Raw genomic sequence first — 24091 nt, 5'->3', positions numbered from 1 at the left:
TGTGTTAAAATACATCTTTAAATGGAATCCAGAAGTAATTTTCATTATTTGCGGTCGTATAGATATATTCAGAATAGATCTTCGGATTATTGATAATTTTATCGAGGTATTCCTGCCTTTCTCCAATAGTCTGAATAAAACTACGAATCATATCGCTTTGGATATTATCACTGAGCAGATCACGGATTTCAAAATTGTCTTTACGTTCAAAACTAAATCCATTACCTGTTAAGGCTTTACAGATGTCATTTAAATCGAGATCTTTAGGCACTTTTTTTGTTCCAGAATATTTGCTGAATAAATCCATCAGATGATCTCTCAATTCTCTTCGCATTTCCGGATCTGGTTTATTAATTAATACGCTTAAATTCTGTAATTCATTAATGTAGTCTTTCAATTCTTCCCGTGGAAAGAACAGGACAGGGGAAAATGATTCATAAATAGCACCGGCTGGTTTCTTTGATACATATACTTGAGTGTATATTCTGATTTTCCGTTGCACAATTTCATTGATGACGTTTTCTGAAGAAGAAGAATAGCCAGAGTTTTTTAAAATTTCATTGATCTTATCAATAATTCCATTACCGAATTTTCCTGCGGCAATATCTTCTTTTAGATCTGATGCAGAATCCCCGCTGAGAAGTAGCTTGTTGAGATAATCCACGACTGATTTTTCATAGTCATTGATTTCCGAAAAGCTCTTTACAATGGCAGCAATTAACCCTTGTTTAGTAATTGATTTTGAATTGGTCTCAGGGTAAATTAGTCTGCAAGTATAGGGTCCATTTTTAATACTCCTTTCTGTTGAAGTTTCTATGACTGTTGGATTATCAAATTTCACAAAATCTTCAAGATATTTTCCAAGCACCTTCATACTTTCAAAAATTCGTTTGGAAGTTTCGAGCATAATATCTTCTATCCTATCGTGCAGGTCACGTGACAAAAATGCATCATTTGAAGAAGGTTGTATAGATATAAAATGCACCCCTTTGTTTTCCATGAGTTGGGAAATTTCATCCACGGTCACTCTTTCAGGACATTCATTGCACTCTGCATTCAGCATGACATCGCTACTAAAGTCCGGGTTGTTAGCAAAAACATACAGGATGTTTGTTTCTCCATCAGCAAATCCGGATTTTAATAATCCTTGCTTTAAGGCATAATTCAATGATGTATGTTGGTCAGGCGATTCCGCAATAAATTCTTGTTGGTTAATGAATTTGTAAACGTCCTGAAGATCTGAAGTCCTGGTTTTTAAATTGAAATAAGGTGCTTCTCCATTTAATTTAGGATCTCTATAGAATGCAATTCCAAAACGCACATTTTCTTCACCATTTAAATTCTTTTTTATCTCATCAAGTGCAGTAGTCAAAGCAGGTCTCCAAGCTCGCATGGATTCTGATGCTTCAATAAGAAAAAAGAAATTCCAGTTAGAGCGTTTTTTCTTGAAATTGGAAAAAGCGCTTTGGATCTCAGACAACTTGCTATCATCAATTCTTTTTTTACCACTGGCATCCAGGCTGCCTAGCACTCCGGTGCTAAAGTATTCTGGTGCAACTTCCAGTACAGGTAATCTCATTTTATAACCTTTAAACCGGAATCCGTCTTTAGCAATTTCTTTGGGATCGGAAACTACAGGATCATACACCAATTCGGAATTGGTAACATTACCGGAATTGAAATTATCTACAGCACTTAAAGATTGCCGATAACAATTCACTCTATAGTTTGTGCGATTCTTCCGTTCTTTAAAAGCCTCAGATGTAAAGTTTGGTTCGAGGCATAGACGGGTATTCCAGGGCGCTTGTTTTGTTTCGGGTATCCATCCCAATATTTTGGAATCTCCAGATGCGATGCCTTTTAAATCAGCTTCAGTTCCTAATAGGTAATATCCGTTTTCTTTTTTGAGCACGAAGAAAAATTCGTACAGTAATTTATCGGATAATATTTTAGATGTTGACGATGGTCCATCCAGAAACTTTACGGTTTTTCCTACATCGCCTTTGGCAATATCCACGACAGCTTTGTCACTATACAAAAGCAACGACTTCAAGTGTATGCCATTTTGCGGATTTCGCAAACTGGTGCGCCACAATAGCATTTTATTTTTCTTAATCCATCCCCGATCGGTAATTGCAGTTCCGGGTTTAATGTCCAAAGTGCCAATGACACTTCTTCCTAAATTTATCAGATGGATCCAGTCACCTACATCTTCTACAACATAAAATACATCGCGAAATTTAATATGCTCTTTTTCACCGCTTCCTTCAGCTGCTTTATTATAACTAACATTGTCCTCGCGGTCCGATGTGACCACCCAAGGGATCTCTTTATTATAGCTGCTTTTTTGAATTAAATAATCATCGTATTCAGTACCTGATTTGTCAAGTGGTCTTTTGAAATGTTCCGGAAGACCCAATATTTTTTTAAACGCCTGTCCTGAAACTAATTGAAAAGGGAGAACAAAAATGATAATAATTATAAACTGCCTTATGATGCTCATAAAAATAATAGTTATTTGTTATTCATCTTAAACATGTATTCAAATCGCAAACCCAGATAATGAGGGAGGAACTTAGAATAGATAATTGTATTATTTCCTAAAGGAGAATTTGTATCCCCATTAAATGTGGTATTCTTAAACCATGAAGTCAATGCATAATTAATATCAAGGTTTACTCTGAAACGATTGGTTCCATTACTATTGACTTCCTTCTCATAAAATGGAGAAAGAACAAAATAAAATCCATTGGAATTAACATCGCCTCCTATTGATAAACCTCCTATTGGGTCAACACACCAAGGCTTTTCTTCACCAATTTGCTGAAGTATTGTTATATCGCCATTTGCTTTGCTAGCATTTAATACAAAATATGGTTTAAAATACACACCAAGACCCAAGTTGCTACGATAGTTTTTTTTCAGACTTAAACTTAATCCTACTAATGCTTCGATAGTAAAGTTATTTCCTTCGCTATAGTTACTATATCTCACTATATTTTTTCCATTTATATTATATCTCTGCAAAATTTGATTTGAAAAACTATTGTCAATAGAATCTGAAGAAATATTAAACTGATGCATCATGCCATGAACACCTACTACTAAATAATGACCTTTGTTACGGAACAGTTCATTAAAATAAGTAAATCCAATTCCAGCAGATAAGCCGAGGCTTGCATTCAGTTTTGAACTTGAGTTGTCAAGAACCCAATTGTTAGTAGTAATTGAAGGCTTATTTAAACCAACGATGGCATCTAAGTTGAACCATTTCGTCAAAGGTTTGGGTTTTAAGATAAAAGGGCCTGTAATACTAATTATTACCAAGTCTTTTGGATCCATCGTTTTAGGCAGGTTTAATTGCATGTCCAGGGTATGAAGCCTTCCTTGTTTGTATTTCTTTTCTTTATTATTTTCAGTGAGGATAGAAGTATAAAGCAGTTTGTTGATTTTGAGTGCGATCTCATAGATCTGTGCATCCGCGTTATAATTAATGCTTTTTAGATAAACGTCTGTTATGTAAAGCTGGTCAATAGGAATTCCCTTATTATAATGCCTTGCTACAAAAGCTGCATAATCCTGAGGCGAAACTGTTATAGGGTAATCCATCAAATCATTATATACCCGTGAGCTATAAGCAAACATTTTTGTGAATTTTTCCTGGCTTTCCGGTGTGACTAGCATTTCAGAAGAAGGAGGTAAAGAAAGATCAATAAAAGTGCTCGCCTGTTGAAAGCGGATGATAAATTTACTTATCAACTCTTTGATATCACGTTTTACATTTTGGCAATCTTCGGCAATTTGGCTATTTTTATCTTCACGGATTTCCAGTATTTCGGACTGGGCAATGATCTGATTATTTAATAGAATGATCAAGATAGAGACTTTTAAGCCAAAAGATAATTTCCGTGAAGTATAACTATTCATAAAAAAGTTGGTTACAAATAAATTAATATTATAATTTTATTTTATGATCACAATATTTTTCACCCATCTCTCACCCGAATGATTTTCAAGTATTAATTTATATATTCCTGAATGAAGTTCAGAATTCATGTCTTCAAAACTATTTTGAAGATTATTATTAATGGTGATTTGAGAATTGTATATATCATTGCCTAGAATGTCTATTATTTTATACTTATAATTGCCAAAATTAAAATCATTGAATTGAATGCGATAATATCCATCATTAGGGTTTGGAAATAAATACAATTTTGATTGTTTTTTTAGCAAACATGTATCATTGTTTACAGAACTATTCCTTAATAATGCTACGTAGCCATTACATGAAGTACCGCAATTTCTACTTATCATAAATATTATATGTTGTTTCAAATATTCTTTATCAGTTAGTATATAAGTTTTATTGTGATCCTCCCCAAACGATTGATCTAAAATTCCATCAAGACTAAATGAAACCCATGATGTATTAAATGAAATACAGGTGTCGCTTTTGTTGTAATAAAGCAATACTTTATCGCCACAATTTGAATGCTTAATGATACTATCCATTGAAGTTGAATCTTTAAAATTATACTTATTAGCGACATTAATTGATTTGGAAATAGGACATTGTCCGCCAATAGTCACTGTAGATGTTAAAATACCACTTCCAGTCTCTAAAATTATAATCCGGTTGGTTCCATATTTTCTCGAATCATCAATATTAAATGTTGCCTTCCAATCAATTAAAGCCGTTAACGGATTTAATGAATCTATATAGTAAATAGGCGAACAACCAATACTGTCCAATTTATAAGTTGGTATGGAATCAACGTAAAAAGTAAAGTTACTTTTTGCAGTACATAAACCTCCTGATGCCAAATTAGTCAATGTTGCTGTGATTGGTGTATTGGTGAGAATCTTATTAATGCTAATAGCATCAGTTTTACCAGTGAAATTAGGTGCATAACTCCATTCCCAGCTAAAACCCTTTGGCACTGTATCAATTGCATTATTTCCCTTGCAGAAATGTTTATCTGTAATTTCGGGAAATCCATATCCGCAAATATTAAATGAAGAATCTGAATGACACATTCCTTTTGAATCTAATTCATACTTTATCATTCTAACATCCTTATTTAGACTTGATGAAATCCATGGAATATGAATTGGAAATTGAATAGATGGGTAATTAATGTTATCTATTGTAAGTTTAATTATATTTAATGCGTCGCCGGAATCTTTTTCAAAAACAATATCATCATTATGGCACAATTTATCTGACATTGGTTTTAAAGTTACTGGGTCAAATATTTCATAATTTAATATTGTATCACAAATTATTTCTTTGAGCGTTCCATTTTTGTTAAACTTAGCTATTAATTTGAAGCTTAATAAATTCTTCCCATCACATAAAGGTTTAATTGGTATTCTAAAAAAACTACCATTGCTATTCTTTAATAGTCTTTTAATTGTATCTCTATAACAAGTATTTGAGCTATTTGTATTAGTAATTATTATTTTAGGGGTATCAACTTGACTTAAATCTGTAATATTTATATCAAGATCTAAATATATAGAGTCTAAAGTAGAACAAAATAAATTTGAATTGATGAATTTAGGTTTAAAATCAACCGATTCACAATCGGGATCATTTGTGAAATATGATTGCTCTGAAATACAAATACATCCATTGCTATCAGTAACTTCTAAGATTATTGTATGTGATCCCTTTGAAACAAATTTATATGGAATAGTCTTCATAAAATCTGTATCGGAAGGGAGATTATTTGCATCAATTTTAAATGTGTAATTATTCAAAGAAGTACTTGGTTCATTTGCGTGGGTATCTTGCAATTTAATTTTAAGAGTTATTTGGTTTGGATTTACTGGGTCTGGTATAATTATAAAATCACAACTTGGCAGTTTTAAAACCTTTACCGTATTTGTATCCGAATTTCTGCACCCGTTTTTATCAGTCCCAGTTACCGTATAGATTATAGTTGCGCTTGGAGAGACATTTTGAAGTGCTCCGTTAAGATTTCCCGGATTCCATACATAGGCTAAAGCACCAGTTGCTGATATCGTTGTTGAAGTACCATTACAAATAGTTGCTTTCCCATTAGCTAACACTGTTGGATTTGGATTTACTGTAATTAACACTGAGTCCGTATTTACACATCCTTTTGCATCTGTACCTGTAACTGTGTAGTTTATAGTTGCGCTTGGAGAGACATTTTGAAGTGCTCCGTTAAGATTTCCCGGATTCCATACATAGGCTAAAGCACCAGTTGCTGATATCGTTGTTGAAGTACCATTACAAATAGTTGCTTTCCCATTAGCTAACACTGTTGGATTTGGATTTACTGTAATTAACACTGAGTCCGTATTTAAACATCCTTTTGCATCTGTACCTGTAACTGTGTAGTTTATAGTTGTGCTTGGAGAGACATTTTGAATTGCTCCGTTTAGATTTCCCGGATTCCATACATAGGTTAAAGCACCAGTTGCTGATATAGTTGTTGAAGTACCATTACAAATAGTTGCTTTCCCATTAGCTAACACTGTTGGATTTGGATTTACTGTAATTAACACTGAGTCCGTATTTACACATCCTTTTGCATCTGTACCTGTAACTGTGTAGTTTATAGTTGTGCTTGGAGAGACATTTTGAATTGCTCCGTTTAGATTTCCCGGATTCCATACATAGGTTAAAGCACCAGTTGCTGATATAGTTGTTGAAGTACCATTACAAATAGTTGCTTTCCCATTAGCTAACACTGTTGGATTTGGATTTACTGTAATTAACACTGAGTCCGTATTTACACATCCTTTTGCATCTGTACCTGTAACTGTATAGTTTGTAGTTGTGCTTGGAGAGACATTTTGAATTGCTCCGTTTAGATTTCCCGGATTCCATACATAGGTTAAAGCACCAGTTGCTGATATAGTTGTTGAAGTACCATTACAAATAGTTGCTTTCCCATTAGCTAACACTGTTGGATTTGGATTTACAATAACAATAATAGTACAACTATCATTTAAGTCAATAATACATTTTAATTCAAATGATCCACTATTTCCTGATTTAACAATAACTGTATTATTTGTTTGACTTAATATTGTAGCATCTCCTGTTATTTTCCATTGATAATTCAACCCACCAGAACTGCTAAAACTATTGTTTGTATTTGCGCAAACCGAACTATTATTAGGCAATATATCGCAAGCAGAACAATCAATACAAATCTTAAATTGAATAGTCAATATAATTAGCAATAAATTAATGTATTTCATAACAGTACAATGTAATTAATTATAATAAGTCAAATTAAACAAAAACAAATTATTCATTGGACGCAAATCCGATCCGGCAGCGTTTACGCAATTATTTAAATCAAAAAGTTTGACACCATCCTGTCCTTTAAATTCAAGACTCCATGTTTCTCCTTTTTTCATAATCAAATGTGGCCATTCAGAAAATCGGATGGCATTGAGTCCGGCATTCAGACTTTTGCTCAGTTCTCCATGTTCGCCATTTGGACCGTTTAGAGTCAAAATGATTTTACCTTCTTTGGATGCATACAAGGATGCGCCTTTCAAGCGGATCTCCTTATCTGCTGACAATCTCATGGTTCCTCTTGCTAACGTTTTGCCATTTTCCTGGATGCAGGTTTCGTTATTCAAAGGAAGTATTCTTCCTTCTTCCAGTAGGGTTCTTTTCTGGGTAGCTTGCTTTACCGGAGTTTTATCAACCGGTGGATTTGCTTTTGGAGTCGGCTCTACTACTATGATGTGAGGTTCCGTTTTAGTTGGCTTAATTTCAATGGGGTTTTCTGTATGAATGGATGGAGTGGTTTTTGGTAAAGGCTTTGAAACACTTATTTTTGGCTCCGGGACCTTTGTTTTTTCTTCCTCCACCTTTTGGATTTTAACTTCCGCCGTTAAAGCTTTCACAGCATTACGAACATGAATAAATCGTTCTGCACAACGTTCGTCAAGATTATACATATAGCATAAAGCAATTTTATACAATCCTGCATGATCCGGACTAAAGCTAATTGTGTTTTCTCCTGAGTTTAGAAGTTTTCTCTCTTGGTTTACATCTAACACATACCATTTTCTATCATCCAGATTTTTTAATTCTTTATTCATATCCTGAAGATGATATGTCTGATCTATCGTTAATTGATATACCAGACTGATATCATTGGTGACCGGGTTATTAGTGGGGACCAAAGCAGCATCGCCAACCGATTTGTCATCCAGTGTGAATTCCATTTTGACAGTCATCGCATCCTCCCTTTTATCTGAATTGCAAGACAAAAGAAATTGGAAAACTATCAGAATCAGAATATATTTGAATTTCAAGATCATCTCCTAGGTTTAAAGTTTTTCAATTTTGTCCAAGATAAATCGAAATTGGTTAAGTATACAGCTGTTTTTGTTATTAGCCCAAACTAAATCAATAAATTTACCCCTGTAGCGCTTAGTCAAAATACCCGTTTTTCGCATTTCATTTATTTTTTGATTTCTTTGTCGGCAAAATTTTTGGAAACTTATGTTTCAAGTCAATATTTTTTTGTGAGTTAGTATCTACAATAATAGAATCAATAACTTTAGAAGGAATTGGATTCGTACTTATTTCTGACCGGACATTCTTTTTACTAGTTACATTATTAATTATATTTTTCTGAACCGATACATTGCTATCCAATTTAGCTATACTATCTTTTCTAACCAATGTACTGTCAAGAGAAGGTTTAGTGGACAGCCCTGTTGCAACTTGAATAATTTCTTTCTCCTTACCAGTTGAGTCCATTTTTGAATTATTATTTAAGAAGGCACCAGATGGATTTTTTGTTTCTTTATAAATGAAAAACAACAGAAAAACAATGCAGCTCGCAATTGCCAAGATGGATAAATTCAATAATAGTTTATTTGAGTCTGATTTTTTAATTACCTGTGTTGAAGTATTGAACTCATGAGAGCTTTTTCCAGCGCTGGAAGAGTCCTCTTCCACATCCATCACTTCCAAAAGTATGATGCTTATATTGTCAAAACCACCTGCATCATTTGCCTGAAAAATAAATTGATTCACTATTTCTGATAAGGGTAGATGCAAAGAAAGTGTTTTTTCAATTTGAGCTTCTGTAAGCATCGAATTTAAACCATCTGAACATAACAAAATCCGTTCTCCTTTATTGAGCTTCCTGAAAACAATATCGGGTCTTGGCTTAGTGTCAATTGACCCTAAATTTTGATTAATAATATGGCTCAAATGATGAACTCTGGCTTCTTCGGGTGAGATATCACCGGACTCCACTTGCTCCCAAACGAGACTATGATCGCTGGTGAGTAACTCCATTTGATTGAGACCCAAACGTTGATCCCTATTTTTCAATGGTTTTGGACTCCATAGATAAGCTCTACTATCACCGCTCCATGCCACACAAAGACCATTTAGATTTATTGAAGCAACAACGATGGTAGTCCCCATACCTGTTTTTGAAGGATCGTCTCGTGATACTTCGCAAATTTTATCATGAGCTAGCAAGATGGTATTTCTTAAAAAATTACCCATATCGTTGTTAGATATGCTTGCCTTTTTATTTTCCGAAATAGAATCCTGAAATATTTTTATGGCAATTTCTGATGCTAACTCGCCTGCATTCGCTCCACCGATTCCATCTGCAACTGTGCAATAAAATAATCTTTCAGGATCAACATTAAAATCATTTACTTCTGCTTCATTTAAATTTAATTTATCAGAAAATTCAAAGTTGTTTTCACTGACTTTTAATATAGCTAAATTATCTTCATTGTTATCCCTGTGCATTCCTCCGTGTGTTGCAGCACTATATTTTATGGATAACAATTTGTACATATAGAATTTTATTGGGGAAAATATTTCTATTTAATTAGGAAATAAATTTTAGCTATTGAAATTATCTAACGTTAGCACAAGGCACAACAAAACCTATTCCATTGCTTGCAGCTGAAACTAAACCTACACAGATATATTTTCCATTCCTTTTAACAAATACCGGCCCTCCAGAATTACCTGGAGTGAAGGAATGGTTTGAAACATTGGTGACATTATTTTTTGCTCCACCCTGACTAACGACCATGGTACCTAGTGCAGGCTCCAGTTTGCTTTTATCAAAATTTTCCTGGATAGAAGATAACAATGGATATCCTAAAGTAAAAAGCGTTTCTCCTTTAATCGGAATAATATCTCTTGACATTTCAAGATTTGATTTGATATTATGCATTCGCATTGCAGTCCAATCAGTGTAGCCACGCTTCGAAGATTTAAAATCATTGTATTTCTTTAAATTGGATTTAAAAATACTCTTCGCCAAGTCTGCCAATGTTTTTGAGCATTTGTCGAGAGCTTCATCTGTTTTGGAGATATAATCTTTACTTGGATCGCTATTGCATTCTTTATTGGTGAATGTAAAGCTATTTCCATTTTTTGACAGCGCTTTATAGTAAACAGTGAAATTGATATTATTAAATTCACAAATACTAAGCAGATGGATTAGTGAGCAAGGTCCAAACATCGAAGTACTTAATTCTTTTAACTCCGGATTAAAATATTTCCAGGGTTCGATAACGTGTCGGGCTGTTATAAAATCACCATCTTTTGTCATGAATCCTGTAGCCCCCCAAAATTCCCATTCAGCATTTAATTTTACCTCAGCTAACTCGCCTTTGGAATTAATGATTTCAATTCTTTCCACATACACATAATAAATATCTTTTTCAAGCTCTTCTAAAGCATTGTCGTAGGAAGATTTAGGATTCTCAGATAAGACTTGAGTTGTATTGACTTCTGGTTGTGTGGTTGTATTGTTGGAATTTGTGATTAGTTCATGATTTAAGTTGGTCGTTTTATTATCAAGATTTCTCACATCATTTCTCAACACATCAATATTGGTTTTATACCGATTAATTTGAGACTTAAGGTCATTGATTCTATTGGCATCATCACTATTTTGTGATTCTAATTTATTAAGCTCTTTTTCAGAATCTGTCATTTTATTTGATAATACATCAATTTCCTTCTGCTTGACTTTTAGCACTTCGATTTGATCATTTGTTTTGACAGCATAATATGTTGCGAAAGAAGCTGCTATTAATAGGAGTGCAGAAAGTATAACGATTGCATTTCTATACGGTCTTAAACCTTGCTTGGCAAACAAGGATAATCGTTCTGTCATTCGCATGCCTCTGACTCCCTGACCTGGCTCGGCTACATTAAAGCGCATTCTGGGACCGTCACTCGATAATTTAATAACATCCCCATTCTGCAATGGCCTTTGGCCAAATACTTCCTGGTCGTTTACATAAGTGGAGTTGGTTTTACTCAAGTGATGCAAAACAACCACGCCATTCTCCCATCTAAGGACAGCATGTTTTCTTGAAACTGTTGGCCTGGTATCTCCATAACGGACCAAACAATCTCGATCTCTACCAAGAAAAATCTCGCTCACTACTACTGTATCATGATCTCCTGCTTGCTTGCTTACTGTACCATCCAAGTAAAAGAGTGTATAGAAAACAGAACTGCTACCTCCAATGGTACTGATCCCTTGGCCAATGGTTTTTGCCAAGCCTTGTTTATGGGGATTTAAAGTGGTTGTATTTGTTGACATATCTTTAAGTTTCAATGAATGACTTTGACTATTTTATTTTGATTTTTATCAAATGCAATCAATTGACTAAAATCAGGACTAAATTCAATTTTGATAAATTCGCATTTTAATAAGGACTTACCATCTTTGTCAAATGCTCCCCATAAATTGTCTTTTGATTGCACAAAAACAATGTCATGTGAAATATTTATGGCCGTATATATGGCAGGAATGATTTCCTGAAAATCGCTATTTAAAGTTCCTTTAGCATTTTTAGTTGAAACTACAGCAACATCATCTACAAAAGGATCTATTCTTTCATATTTACGAATAACTTCTTGTAGTCGGACTATTTTGTCTGACACTTCGAGGTTATCAGTTGATAGTTGTTGCAATTGAGCAATTGCTTCAGCGTAATGTCCACTAATTTTTGCGTCATGCAGAATAACTTCCATTTGTTGTGCAGTGCCATCCTTAAAAAACATGAAAAATAAAATAAGTACAACAAGGATTGCTGCAAGGAAAATTAAAAATGGGTTCTTATACTTTTTAGCAAATATTCCAATAATATTTGATTTTCTGGTTTTGGGTGATTTAGGAAGATTATATCCTCTGGATGAAATCCGTTCACCTTTAGTAAGAAAGCCGGTTTCACCGCGGGTCCTTACTTCGCGTTCAACTTGCCAGATTCCGGTTTGCATATAATGACTGGTAACTCTAAAAATTTCATTTGCATCCGGTCTGTTTTCTGGAAAACGGTTCATCATACTTTTAATGAATGATTTAAAACCGCTTGAATAATTTCCCGGTAAATCAGGAACTACACTTTCATGCAAGAGTGCATATCCAAGACCCAGGTTCTGAGATTTGGAAGGAAGATCGCCACATGCCATTTCATAAGCTGTTACACCTAAAGAAAAAATATCACTGTAATATATTGGATTATTTTTATATACTTCAGGAGCCGCATAACCAAGAGACAGTCCATACGTGGTGTACCTGTCTTTTGTCTGATCTTTGTAAATATCGCTTTTCGAAATGGTTTTATTGATAAAAAAACTGGTTCCAAAATCACTAAGGAAATACTTGGAACCTTCTTGTTCATCGTTCTTGTAAAGAATATTGGCTGGTTTAATATCCTGGTGAATGATTTTATGTTCTTTTAAGAAGATCAACGCTTTACTGAGGTCTAAAAGAATATTGGCCAATTCCTTTTCTGAAAATATATTTTCAATGGATTCTCTGTTTTTCTTTTTCTCTGCAATGCGATTTGTAATCAGATAACTTAAACTTCCATCACACAAAGGATATATCAGGTAAGGGCCCTCTGTGTAGTATCCGTATTTTTTTGGGGAGACAATGTTTGCATGTTTGAGATTCACAATCTCATCGTATTCTTTCTCAACCATCAATTTAAAATCTTCCTGTATAGATTTATCAAATACTTTCAATGCCCAGTCAGTTCCATCATCAAAATTGGCCATCCATACCTGAGAGAAGCTGCCGCTTCCAAGGAATTTTATGATTTTATAACCGTCAATGATTTGTCCTTCCTGAATCATACTATTTTAATTGTAATTGAATGGAAGTATCATCTCCGATTTGTATAATATCTCCATCTTTTAAAAAGATTACATCATTAGGGTCCAGTTCAAAAGAATTAACATAGGTGCCGTTTTTCGAAGGTTTCCAGTAAGGTACAGGACTGCTATCGTCCCATTGGCCATCCCGAATACTCCAGACTCCTTGTTCGAATATCAAGGTAGCCTGTTTTCTCGAGATGTATCTGGTATAATATTCATTTACATTGATATCATTGGTTCTGTTATTTCTGTTTTCTGCATATCCTATGGTCAACTGGTTGGTCATTTTAGCATTCAACAATTCATTTAAATTATAAACCTTACCTCTTTCCGAACCATTCAGAATAACAAAATTCCAGACGCCTTCAATGACGGGATGGTCCTCCGTAATAATGACATTACTTTCTTCTAGTGGAAGATCATCAAATACTTCCATGGCATTGGAGTATCTGTCTGAAGAGTTTGATGAAATGCATTTTTGAATGATGTGAATCCAGTAAGGATAGATGTTTCTATTATACTTGTCGACCGGAATAAATTCGCCTTTACTAATTCGGTCATAATATTTTTCAGGATTGTTTTTTACTTCCTCATAAGATCCATAAGGAAGACAACCCTTTGTTACTGTTTCGTACATCGTAACACCAAAACTAAATATATCTGAAGCAAAGGTTAAGGCTTTAAATCCTTTTGAAGGATCCAATTGCTCAGGTGGAGCGTATGGCAAAGTTCCCCACACTTGCTTTAAATGACCCAGCCAATTAGTTAATGTCTGTCTTTGATTAATCATGATAGAGATATCGTAGTCTGACAATTTGGGGTCATTGTTATGATCAAAAAGAATATTTTCCGGTTTAAGATCCCGGTGAACAATTCCATTTTTGTGTAAGGTTATAAGGCCGGACAAGATGGCCCTGCCTAGGTTATCAATTTCATCTCTTGAAAAATCTTTTCCAATCCTGGAGCGCAAATTCCCTTGATCACAATACTCCATTAATATATAAGGATTGCCCTGAATCTCACCGGAATAATAATTGGTTACGAGGTTTCCGGATTTAAGAGTACCGATATCAAAACCCTGGAAAAATCTTCTTTTGTAATTATCAAACTCTCTTGGATCTTTAGCTGCTAGGTCCAGGATTTTCATAGCAAACTCGTTGTGGTCATTTTCATTTTCAATTTGGTAAACTTGGCCAAAACCGCCCTCTCCAAGACTCTGTTTACAGATGTAAGGCCCTGACTTCAGATATAATTTATCGAATTGATTAAATTTAAAGTTCTCAGGAATTCCACCCTTGGTTTCGAAGAAAGTTTTATTTTGATTAGAATTCATCTCTCTATGTAAAGCTTATTTATTTAATTTTATGAATCTTTCTGATATGAAGGAATTCCCTGTTTTAATTTTTATAAAATAGCTTCCACTTTCTAAATTGCAAGTTTCAAGCTCAATAGAATTAAGCTCTGGTTGAATATCTACGTATTGATGCTTGAGTAAATTTCCATTTATATCATAAATTCCGATTTCAGCATGATCATATTTATTAGGTGACTTTATTAATAGCAGACCAGCAGATATTATTGGACTGGGATAAATTTTAATTTGCAATTCTTTATTTTCATTGATTACTGCTGTGTTAATACTTTTCTGAATATATTCATTTGTTTTATTAGTATTAATCAAATAATATTTCCCATTTTCTTTTTTCCAGATTATAGTTGCAATGAAAGCTTTTTTGAAATTCACCTTCTTTGGGTCTAAATAATATGAATTGAAATTTGTTGAATATTGTTTTCCACTAGCAATAGATCCTTTGGCTAAAAGAGTTCCAAAAGGTGAATTGTCTATGGAGGCCCTTAAAACATTTAAATGATATTTCTGGACAATTCCATTATCCGTATTTTGTTTATTCAGTACACTGTCTTCTAATAGGTAAACACCAAGATAATATTCACCTGTCAAATTCTGGAAAAATTTTGAAGTGCAAGAAGTATATAATGAATCATTTTTAAAAGTATACTTAAAAGATGAATTCGCTTTAACCTGTGCACTATTGAACTTATTTACTTCATCATTAATGGCTTTTCGAATTGCATACGGTGAGACACCACCAGAATTCTTAGCCCATTCCGTTTTATCTATACCCGAAGCATACCAGCAAGGGATTCCATTTGTTGCTGTAAAATTTTGTTCCCAAGCAGTTGTTATAGCATTATCAAGATCCGAGTTCCAAACATGTAAAGCAATAACCAAAGCTTTATCTTTATTATCAGCTTCAAGAAGTTCCTGCAAGTCCCATCCCCAGGATCCACATGGGCCGCACCATGTGGCAGTTTCTTTACATATTAAAGTTTGATTTTTATTCAAAGGAATTGGTTGGCCAAAACATAAAGTAACATTCATTAATGAGATAAAACTAAAAATCAATTTACTTTTCATATTAAAGTTAGTTAGAGTTAATAAAATGAGGTGATTAAATACAAATGGAATTAAAAAGAATTAATTAAAATAATAATGCACCCCACCTCCGATTGCAGTTGAATTTACAGCAATTAATCCCAAAATATCTTGTTTACCATAACTAACATCTAAAGATAGTCCAATTTTCTTTGCTAAAATTAATTCTAGTCCAGCCCCAACCATGTATGATTTTATAACAGTTACTGATGAAGCTTCAATAAAATTACTACTTAGAACCATTACTCCGAGACCAATAAATAAATAGGGGTCTAAAACGACGCCACTATTTATTTCGCCTGGAAATCGATATATGAATCTGCCACCATAATAATTCAGGGATACAGAAGCATTGAATACACTTACGCTAAATGGTGCAATAATTCCTTGCAGAGCGATATTATCAGAAACGCCATATTTTGCACTAAGTCCATAGGTAAAAGGTGTAGTCTGTAATCCGGCCCCAAAGGTTCTATTGACACGTTGAGCGTTTAAAGTTGGCGCAATAATAATGATTGCTAAAATAGCAATAGAAACTAAATGTGATTTTTTCATTTGTTTGCAATTTTGAAAATGAGGTCTACTCTTACACTTTCGACAATTTCGCTTTACTTCTTTTGTAAATGGTTTCTAGAAATCCCATTGTTCTTTTCAATTTGATATTTCAAAAGAACGAGAGCAAAAGTATAAAGGCAGTTATTCTTTAAAAGGCAGTTATAGAATTCGGTCATTTTTTAGATAAATCCGGTCAAAATGCAAGAAAACCAGAAAAAACGGGTGTGTATTAGGACTTGAAAAAGCTTGTAAACTTATCCAACATCGTTTGTAACCCTCCTTCAGATTGGATTCCAGCTTGACTTCCTTGTATATCCAGGTAGTCTTTAAACATCTTGGCTCCCCTTCTTGAACAATCTTGGGATTCTCCATTTGTCAGGATTATCCTTTTTTCAGACGGGTTGAATTTGTCTATATAAACGTTATTAACCAGAGTGCTTTGGCTAATTCTGATAAAACCCATTTCAGGTGTTAAAAGCTTAGAATAGAATAAAAGATTATTGATTGAATTTAAAACCCTGCCATCATTGAGGGAGACCCGGGTAATGTTGTCATCTGTTTTTAATAATACAATGTCATTGATATTTACAAACTGGATGAAGCCACGCAAGAGGTGCAAAGCAATTCTCTTGTTGGTGTTAGTGGTGGTTTTTGATACAAGATCAACAAATATCCGGATTTGCTCTTTAAAAATTCTTTTGTCAACATTAAGGCTTGCTTTGGTTAAAGCATTCTGAAGTTTATTCTTAGCTTCATCGTTTTCAATAGGTTTTTTAATATAATCAAGAGCAGTAAAATTGATCAAATTGGAAAGGGAATCTGCATCATTGTCTGTGACAAAAATGATTTCAAAGTTCAGACTATTCTCTTTTAATAGACGTGAAATAAGTTCAGCGCTTGTTCCTCCATCAAGATTTAAATCCATTAATGCAATTTGAGGAGAAGCTTTTTGGATTAATTTATAAGCGGAATCAAGCGAACAAGCCTCACCTGCATATTCTAAATTTGGAAAGTGATTTTGTATAAAATACTTTAAGGATTTACAGGACTCTTCATGTCCATCAATGACAATCACCTTTAATTTTTCATTCATTGCTTCGAAAACAGGATGAGGTAACCAGCTTTAATGGGACACGAATCTAAATAAAATAGTGATATAATAAAGAAAAATAAGAATTCATTCCGGTTTTAATTATCGGATAATGATTTTTAATTTTAAAAGTGTACTCGAGAAACAAAGAACCAGGAAAAGATTAACGAAGCAGTTTAATGATAAAGATGTAATCAAACATATTAAATCAAAATAGATGAATTACTTGCAGTGATCAACAAGAATTCACATGCCTGTAAAGACAAAATTGAATAACATATGAATTAAAGATTACCTTCGATTCGGTTTATTACTGTTTATAAATGTTCACAAAAAAAGGTGGCAAAAAAGGTGGCAACGAAAATTAAAATATTGAAAAGCAGGTAGTTGTATAGTGTTTTGTGACCCTGTGAGGAATCGAACCTCAACCTGAAGAACCGGAATCTTCTATTCTATCCGTTGAACTACAGGGCCAGGCTGCAAAGGTAATCAACCACGCGAATGAATCATATGCATTGACAATTCAATAAGAAATTACGGTGATTCAATAAATGTCTGATTTGAAAAAAGGTTCATTATCTAAATTAGTAGCAAAATAAGCTATTATGATACCCTGTCCATTAATGATGCAGCTTGTATTTCTACTATTAATATCAAACTTGACTCCTTGTCATGCTCAAATTAATGAATCACTAGATCCTGAAAAAGTAATCCACGAAGCAGAAAATGAAGAAACAGCTGGCAGGTATATTGATCAAAATATTGAAAATACATTGAAAGACCATATCCAAAATCCCTTAAATTTAAATCAAGCATCCTTTGATGAAATCATTCAGTTTCCACTCTGGGATTTTCAACTTTCCAGTAAAATTTTTAAATATATACAAGATCATAAACCCTTACTATCCGTTTATGAACTTCAATCAATAGCTGGAATTCCGCTGGATATATTGCGAAATAGCCTGCCCTATATAACCATTGGTATCGAAAGTAAAAAAATTCCATTATTAAAATTGATCCGTTCCAAAGGAAACCATTCTTTGTTTATCAGGTGGGGAAGAATTTTTAATAAAGATTCCTTATATAACCAGGTTGATAGCTCAAACAATACATATATTGGCTCTCCTGATAAAATTTACTTTAGATATAAAAGCGCAGTTCCTGGCAGATATTCTATTGGGATCAGCTTAGAGAAAGATGCTGGTGAGACTTGGTTTAATGCTCGTTACATAAAAACCATTGACTTTATTTCAGCATCCTTAGTTCTGGAAAATTTAACCCAGCGCTTAAAATCCATAGCTATTGGAGACTATACCTTAAGGCTTGGTCAGGGCTTATTAATTGATAATGCATTTAGTATTGGCAAGAGTTATCAGTTTGGTTCCATTGCTAAAACACCATCTGTAGTGAAGCCCTATCAATCCGTAAGAGAATCCGATATGCTTCGGGGTGTGGCAACTAAAATAAGTCTTCAGAAAAAAATTGACATGATCCTCTTCTATTCTGCTGTAAACAAAGATGCAAATCAAATTGAAAAATATAATCAAGCTACTGGAACCCATGAACTCATTGTTAGTACAATCCAAAGCTCAGGCCTTCACAGAAGTAAATCCGAACTTGCAGATCAGAATACGTTTAGGATAAAACAGGGTGGATTATCAATTCATTACAATTCACCAAATCTAAACTTTGGAATAAATGGTATTTTCAATCTGTTTAATACCTCTTTAAACAATGCTCATAGAATAGATAAGATATATTATTCACAGCGCAAGGAAGCTTATGCTGTTTCCTTTCATCACCAATGGATATATAAAAATTATTGTATAAATGGCGAACTCGCAATTGCCAATTCAGGCCACTATGCTTCTATAGAAAATTTACTTATAGGCTTGGGCAAACAAGCTGAAGCAATCTGTTCATATAGGAACTTCAGTCCTGGGTTCTATCAATTATTGAGCAATACGATTTCAACGAATGCACTCAGCACAAATGAAAAAGCAATCTATTTTGCGATAAATCTCTATCCTACAAATCGCATATTCATACATGGAAATATTGAATTTATAGCTTATCCATGGTTAAGATATCAGCATGATTTTCTTACAACAAGTCACTTATTTACTTTTAAAATACAATACACAGAACGTAAAAAATGGCTTAGCTACCTTCAAATAAGACATAAAATCAACCAAGAATCCAATCTTGAGCAAATATTTTTAAAAGAAAAATTTCCCATCGAATATTTCAACAGCCAATTGAGAATTCATCTTGAAAGCCGACTCAAAATGGAACTTATATGGCGTTCGAGAATTGAATTTCATTGGGTAAACAAAAATAATTCAGTTGCACAGGGATTTGCAATCAGTCAGGATCTCCTCTATAAATCTATAGAATCGAAATTTTCAGGAAACTTAAGATTGGCCCTATTTGATATCTCAAATTATGATTCAAGAATTTATGAATTCGAAAATGATGTACTGAGTCAATACCAATTATCAGCATACAATGGGCGTGGAATAAGGGCTTACGTAAATATCCGATGCAGACCATTAAAAGCTTGTACGTTTGAAATGAAATTGGCCACAAGCTATTTTTTTCAATTCGATGAGCATCAAAATTTTGAAATAGCGGATCAAACAGCATATGAATCGGAATTAAAATTTCAATTCAGATATCAATTCTAAGAGAAAACCAGAAGTGCACGAACTTCAAAAGACCAATTAATAATAAAGTGCGGATTTTGAAAATCACAACTAATTATTCTCTTTGATATTGAGAATTTGAGAAAAGAAATTAATTAAATTTCATAAAATTCAATCAAAATAATAGGCTTTTTGCAAAAAAATATTAAAAATAATTTGCATATTTAAAAAATGTCATACCTTTGATAAGATTTCTGATAATGTAATGTCATTTCACAAATCAACAAATTTGAAATTTTTTATTCGTTAACGTTAAAAAACTAAACATGGCAAAAGCACGTTCAACTGCTAAGAAAACCACAAAGAAGGCAGCTCCTAAAAAAGCTACCGCAAAAAAAGCAGGCGCTAAAAAGGCAACTGCAAAAAAAGCAGCTCCTAAAAAAGCAGCAGCTAAAAAAGCGGCTCCTAAAAAAGCTACAGCTAAAAAAGCGGCTCCTAAAAAAGCTACAGCTAAAAAAGCAGCTCCTAAAAAAGCTACAGCTAAAAAAGCAGCTCCTAAAAAAGCTACAGCTAAAAAAGCAGCTCCTAAAAAAGCAGCAGCTAAAAAAGCGGCTCCTAAAAAAGCTACAGCTAAAAAAGCAGCTCCTAAAAAAGCTACAGCTAAAAAAGCGGCTCCTAAAAAAGCTACCGCAAAGAAAGCTGGTGCTAAAAAAGCTACGGCTAAAAAAGCAGCTCCTAAAAAAGCTACCGCAAAGAAAGCTGGTGCTAAAAAAGCTACGGCTAAAAAAGCAGCTCCTAAAAAAGCTACAGCTAAAAAAGCAGGTGCTAGAAAATCTTCCAAAGGAAGAAAAAAAGCTAGCGCTGCAACCGCAGCTCCACCAGCAATGGCACCAATGGGTGGCGACATGATGATGTCTTAAGAGACTTAATCGCTCATAAAAAAAACTCCGTTTGATTACATTCGGAGTTTTTTTTTGTACTTATATAAAGCCTCTAAATGCTGTTATTCTCTGTTTAACCCTAAAACAAAAACAAAGCAGGGGTGATCGTCACTCATTTCTAAAGCACTCCGATTCAGCTATATAATTTGCAATTCCACATAAATTCAAATTATAGGAATACAATCTAATTTGAATTTAATTCCAGGTTAAAATGAGTTCCCTTAGCTTATTTCAAAAATTTTATCAAATCTGCAAGTACAATAGCCGTAGCTGCTTCTATGATAACTGGCACTCGTAATGCAATACATACATCGTGTCTGCCTTCAATAACAAACTCCTCCATGGATTCTGAATTTATATTTAATGAAGTTTGTTTCTTTTGAATACTGCTCGTTGGCTTTATTGCAACTCTAAATACGATGTCATTTCCATTACTAATTCCCCCATTAATCCCACCTGAAAAATTCGAAGCGGTTTTGCCTTCTGCGTCTAAAATAGAATCATTATGTTCTGAACCTTTCATTTTCACCGCTTTAAATCCACTTCCAAACTCAATACCTTTCACTGCAGGTATTGCAAAAACAAGATGACTTATCATGGACTCCAATGAATTAAAAAAAGGCTCTCCAACACCAATTGGTAAATTTTTTACCCGACATTCTATAATTCCTCCAATGCTGTCTTTTGATAAAATAGCATTTGAAATGGCTTCTTCAATATTCATTAGACCTCCAGCTTCAATTAATTCGGCATGGATTTGAATATCTGGAAGTGTTTTCTTTGCGATGACTCCTGCTGCAACTAAAGCAAGCGTCAACCGTCCACTAAAATGTCCTCCACCTCTATAATCATTAAATCCCAGATACTTTTTTGAAGCTACAAAATCCGCATGTCCAGGACGTGGTATCGATCTGGTTTTCTCATAATCCTTGGATTTTACATCGCTATTTGCAAACTGAATATTCAAAGGCGCTCCTGTCGTAAAGCCATTAAAAATTCCTGATTTAATTATAGGTGTATCTTCTTCAACTCTGGTAGTCATTCCAGGTTTACCTGCTTTTCTCCTTTCAAGGTCAATTATAAAATCATCTAAATGAATAGAAATCCCTGGTGGAACTCCATCCACTAATATACCTACACAGGATCCATGGGATTCTCCATATATACTAATTCTAAAATTATTTCCAAATGAATTCATCTCTAAATTTATTTACGATTGCAAATCTAATTCTAAATCGTTTGCTAAATTAGCATATGAAGTTACCTTAATCATATCAAAATTAGCCTAAGCCAATACCTTGCATTTATAATCAAAATCATTCATATACTCAAATAGCGCTTCCATTGTCAATGTTTCAAAATCACAATTTGGAAGATTAGCCTTCAATAAATTTCTCACAGATTCCAAAACTTCTATATTCTCAAATTCGTTGTCTTGTGCAAAATGCAGATACTTCATTAATCGAAACGGATTAAGCCATCTGGATATTCTTTTATTAAATGTTGCTTCACTGGCACAATGCTTTAGGCAGTCGTGTAATTCACTTTCGAAATTTTGTTGCTCTAAAAACGCAGATAAGGAATCTGACAGCACCCAGGATTTCCATGGAACAGCAAACTTTAGATCAGAATATTTTGTAATAATTACATTGAAAAAATTACAAAAACACCCGATTGCTTTAGAATTATAGCTTAGGTATTTGTCTGGCAGTTCAATAATTTCCTGGACTGCTTTACCAGTACCAAATGGAACGCGTGTTGATATTCTTCCAGAAGGAAAAACAAGCGGTTGGTTGAGTTCGCCTAAAGTTTCTAATACACTAAACTTATGCAAAAAATAAAAGTCCTCACCTGCTTTACGTTTGTTCATACCTCCTTGTGCTTGATATGCAATACTTTTTACTGCAAAACAGGATCCTAAAGTTTGAAAAGCAAATGGATACTTAAAGTATTTTTGCCAACCTATATAACTCCGCAAATGAAGTTCATATGTTTGAATAGCAAGCTTTAAAGCTGGATTCAAATCATGCAAGTGATGTTTAAAGCCAATTGAAACTGCATCCATTTTAGCTTGGATTCCAAAAGACTTTTCAATTTGCTGCAAATACAATGGGCTACACAAACAATCTGCATCATAGTTTACAATAATACCATTAACCCCTAAATCTTCAAATCTTCGAACAGCCTCGTCCATGCCAATTTTACGCGCTAAACCTACACCAGCAAATTTTTCAGGCAAGCTAAATAGAGGCAATGCTAACACTTTTATTTTTTGATTTGATGTAGCTTTTTCTAACTTCTTAATATATTCAAATTGTTCCTGGTGAAAATTTATAATCTCTGGATCCGAGGTATCAGAATAGTTCAATATTGGAAATACCTCTACAATGCCATTTAAAGGAACACAATTCAATAAAGAATTTAAAGCTGTCTTTAACTCTAATTCATAATAGGAAGGACAAATAACAATCATTTTTAAATCACATGAAGGCATTTTATCCAGAATCCTTCCGTATAAAGCATGTTTTTCTAGATAACTTTGCATTGCTAAAATCAGAAATGGATATCAATCAGCAAAACTATCAAAACATTCTCATTGAATCACAAATCTTTCCACCGATTCAAAGTATTGCTTATATGGTGCAATCGACGAATACTTTAATTGAAGTGCATGAGCATTATCAAAAAAGAAGTTTTCGAAACCGATATCAAATTGGCAGTAGTCAAGGCAGACAGGAGCTTTCAATCCCGTTAAAAAAAGGTAAAAACCATCAAATGCCAATTCAAGAAGTCCAGATTGCATATGACAGTAATTGGCAACACAACCATATTAAAGCAATTCAATCAAGCTATGGCAAATCTGCGTATTTCATTTATTATATTGAATTCGTTCGAGAACTCCTATTTACGGATTGCTATAATTTATTGGAATTAAACTTTAATTCGCTTAAATTAATAAGTGCATTAATTCAATTTCAAATACCGTTTCAAAGGACATCAAGCTTTCAAAAAAATCCTGAAAAAGAAATTACCGATCTTCGGTCAATGATGCTCCCTGGTACTATACATCAATTTAAAAATCCAGCATATTATCAAGTCTATACTGGCAATACCGGATTTTTACAACAATTGAGTGTTTTAGATCTTATTTTTCATTTAGGACCTGAAGCCGTATTTTACCTTCAACAAATGAAAATTTAATTCGTTACATAAAGACTCCAAAATAGCAAACTAAAA

At 33.8% G+C, this 24091-nt stretch carries 16 protein-coding genes and 1 tRNA gene; 3 read left to right on the top strand and 14 right to left on the bottom strand.

Going from position 1 to position 24091, the window contains the following annotated elements:
• Nucleotides 1–4: 4 nt before the first annotated feature.
• From IPO86_08485 to IPO86_08430, 12 genes are all read right to left on the bottom strand, one after another.
• Entirely contained in the window at nucleotides 5–2503 is a 2499-nt protein-coding gene (locus tag IPO86_08485) for a hypothetical protein (GenBank protein ID MBK9728137.1), read from the bottom strand.
• Between the two features lie 11 nt (nucleotides 2504–2514).
• Complete coding sequence (locus IPO86_08480; GenBank protein ID MBK9728136.1) at nucleotides 2515–3876, bottom strand: hypothetical protein; 1362 nt, start codon at nucleotides 3874–3876, stop codon at nucleotides 2515–2517.
• A gap of 87 nt (nucleotides 3877–3963) precedes the next feature.
• Nucleotides 3964–7242 (bottom strand): T9SS type A sorting domain-containing protein, encoded by a 3279-nt coding sequence (locus IPO86_08475; protein ID MBK9728135.1) that lies wholly within the window; start codon nucleotides 7240–7242, stop codon nucleotides 3964–3966.
• A gap of 15 nt (nucleotides 7243–7257) precedes the next feature.
• Nucleotides 7258–8322, bottom strand: coding sequence for a hypothetical protein (locus IPO86_08470; protein MBK9728134.1), 1065 nt, complete (start codon nucleotides 8320–8322; stop codon nucleotides 7258–7260).
• 139 nt (nucleotides 8323–8461) lie between these two features.
• Nucleotides 8462–9832 (bottom strand): serine/threonine-protein phosphatase, encoded by a 1371-nt coding sequence (locus IPO86_08465; GenBank protein ID MBK9728133.1) that lies wholly within the window; start codon nucleotides 9830–9832, stop codon nucleotides 8462–8464.
• A 61-nt stretch (nucleotides 9833–9893) separates the two neighbouring features.
• Nucleotides 9894–11606, bottom strand: coding sequence for an FHA domain-containing protein (locus IPO86_08460; protein MBK9728132.1), 1713 nt, complete (start codon nucleotides 11604–11606; stop codon nucleotides 9894–9896).
• A gap of 11 nt (nucleotides 11607–11617) precedes the next feature.
• The gene (locus IPO86_08455; GenBank protein MBK9728131.1) at nucleotides 11618–13147 is read right to left on the bottom strand and encodes a serine/threonine-protein kinase; all 1530 of its coding nucleotides are present in this window, start codon (nucleotides 13145–13147) and stop codon (nucleotides 11618–11620) included.
• Between the two features lies 1 nt (nucleotide 13148).
• Nucleotides 13149–14501, bottom strand: coding sequence for a protein kinase (locus IPO86_08450; GenBank protein MBK9728130.1), 1353 nt, complete (start codon nucleotides 14499–14501; stop codon nucleotides 13149–13151).
• A 15-nt stretch (nucleotides 14502–14516) separates the two neighbouring features.
• Nucleotides 14517–15605 carry a T9SS type A sorting domain-containing protein gene (locus tag IPO86_08445; GenBank protein MBK9728129.1) on the bottom strand — a complete coding sequence of 363 codons (1089 nt, stop codon included), beginning with the start codon at nucleotides 15603–15605 and terminating at the stop codon, nucleotides 14517–14519.
• A gap of 60 nt (nucleotides 15606–15665) precedes the next feature.
• A complete protein-coding gene (locus IPO86_08440) occupies nucleotides 15666–16178 on the bottom strand; it encodes an outer membrane beta-barrel protein (protein ID MBK9728128.1) in 513 nt (170 codons plus the stop codon).
• 229 nt (nucleotides 16179–16407) lie between these two features.
• Nucleotides 16408–17271, bottom strand: a complete 864-nt coding sequence (locus IPO86_08435) for a response regulator transcription factor (protein MBK9728127.1) — start codon at nucleotides 17269–17271, stop codon at nucleotides 16408–16410.
• 399 nt (nucleotides 17272–17670) lie between these two features.
• A tRNA-Arg gene (locus IPO86_08430) sits at nucleotides 17671–17742 on the bottom strand.
• Between the two features lie 131 nt (nucleotides 17743–17873).
• Between IPO86_08430 and IPO86_08425 the strand changes: the two genes are divergently transcribed.
• Both IPO86_08425 and IPO86_08420 read left to right on the top strand, forming a co-directional pair.
• Nucleotides 17874–19955 (top strand): hypothetical protein, encoded by a 2082-nt coding sequence (locus IPO86_08425; GenBank protein MBK9728126.1) that lies wholly within the window; start codon nucleotides 17874–17876, stop codon nucleotides 19953–19955.
• Between the two features lie 284 nt (nucleotides 19956–20239).
• Complete coding sequence (locus tag IPO86_08420) at nucleotides 20240–20833, top strand: histone H1-like repetitive region-containing protein (protein ID MBK9728125.1); 594 nt, start codon at nucleotides 20240–20242, stop codon at nucleotides 20831–20833.
• A gap of 247 nt (nucleotides 20834–21080) precedes the next feature.
• Here the strand turns inward: IPO86_08420 and IPO86_08415 are convergent, their stop codons facing one another.
• On the bottom strand, nucleotides 21081–22052 hold the full coding sequence (locus IPO86_08415) for a chorismate synthase (protein MBK9728124.1): 972 nt from the start codon (nucleotides 22050–22052) through the stop codon (nucleotides 21081–21083).
• 87 nt (nucleotides 22053–22139) lie between these two features.
• Complete coding sequence (locus IPO86_08410; GenBank protein MBK9728123.1) at nucleotides 22140–23327, bottom strand: glycosyltransferase family 2 protein; 1188 nt, start codon at nucleotides 23325–23327, stop codon at nucleotides 22140–22142.
• Between the two features lie 11 nt (nucleotides 23328–23338).
• On the opposite strand from IPO86_08410, the gene IPO86_08405 reads away from it, so the two are divergent.
• The gene (locus IPO86_08405; GenBank protein MBK9728122.1) at nucleotides 23339–24055 is read left to right on the top strand and encodes a WbqC family protein; all 717 of its coding nucleotides are present in this window, start codon (nucleotides 23339–23341) and stop codon (nucleotides 24053–24055) included.
• The last annotated feature ends 36 nt before the right edge of the window (nucleotides 24056–24091 follow it).

It is taken from the genome of Saprospiraceae bacterium (genome assembly GCA_016717265.1).
GTDB lineage: Bacteria > Bacteroidota > Bacteroidia > Chitinophagales > Saprospiraceae > Vicinibacter.
The sequence above is the reverse complement of the archived record's forward strand: the minus strand, read 5'-3'. Positions and strand labels throughout refer to the sequence as shown.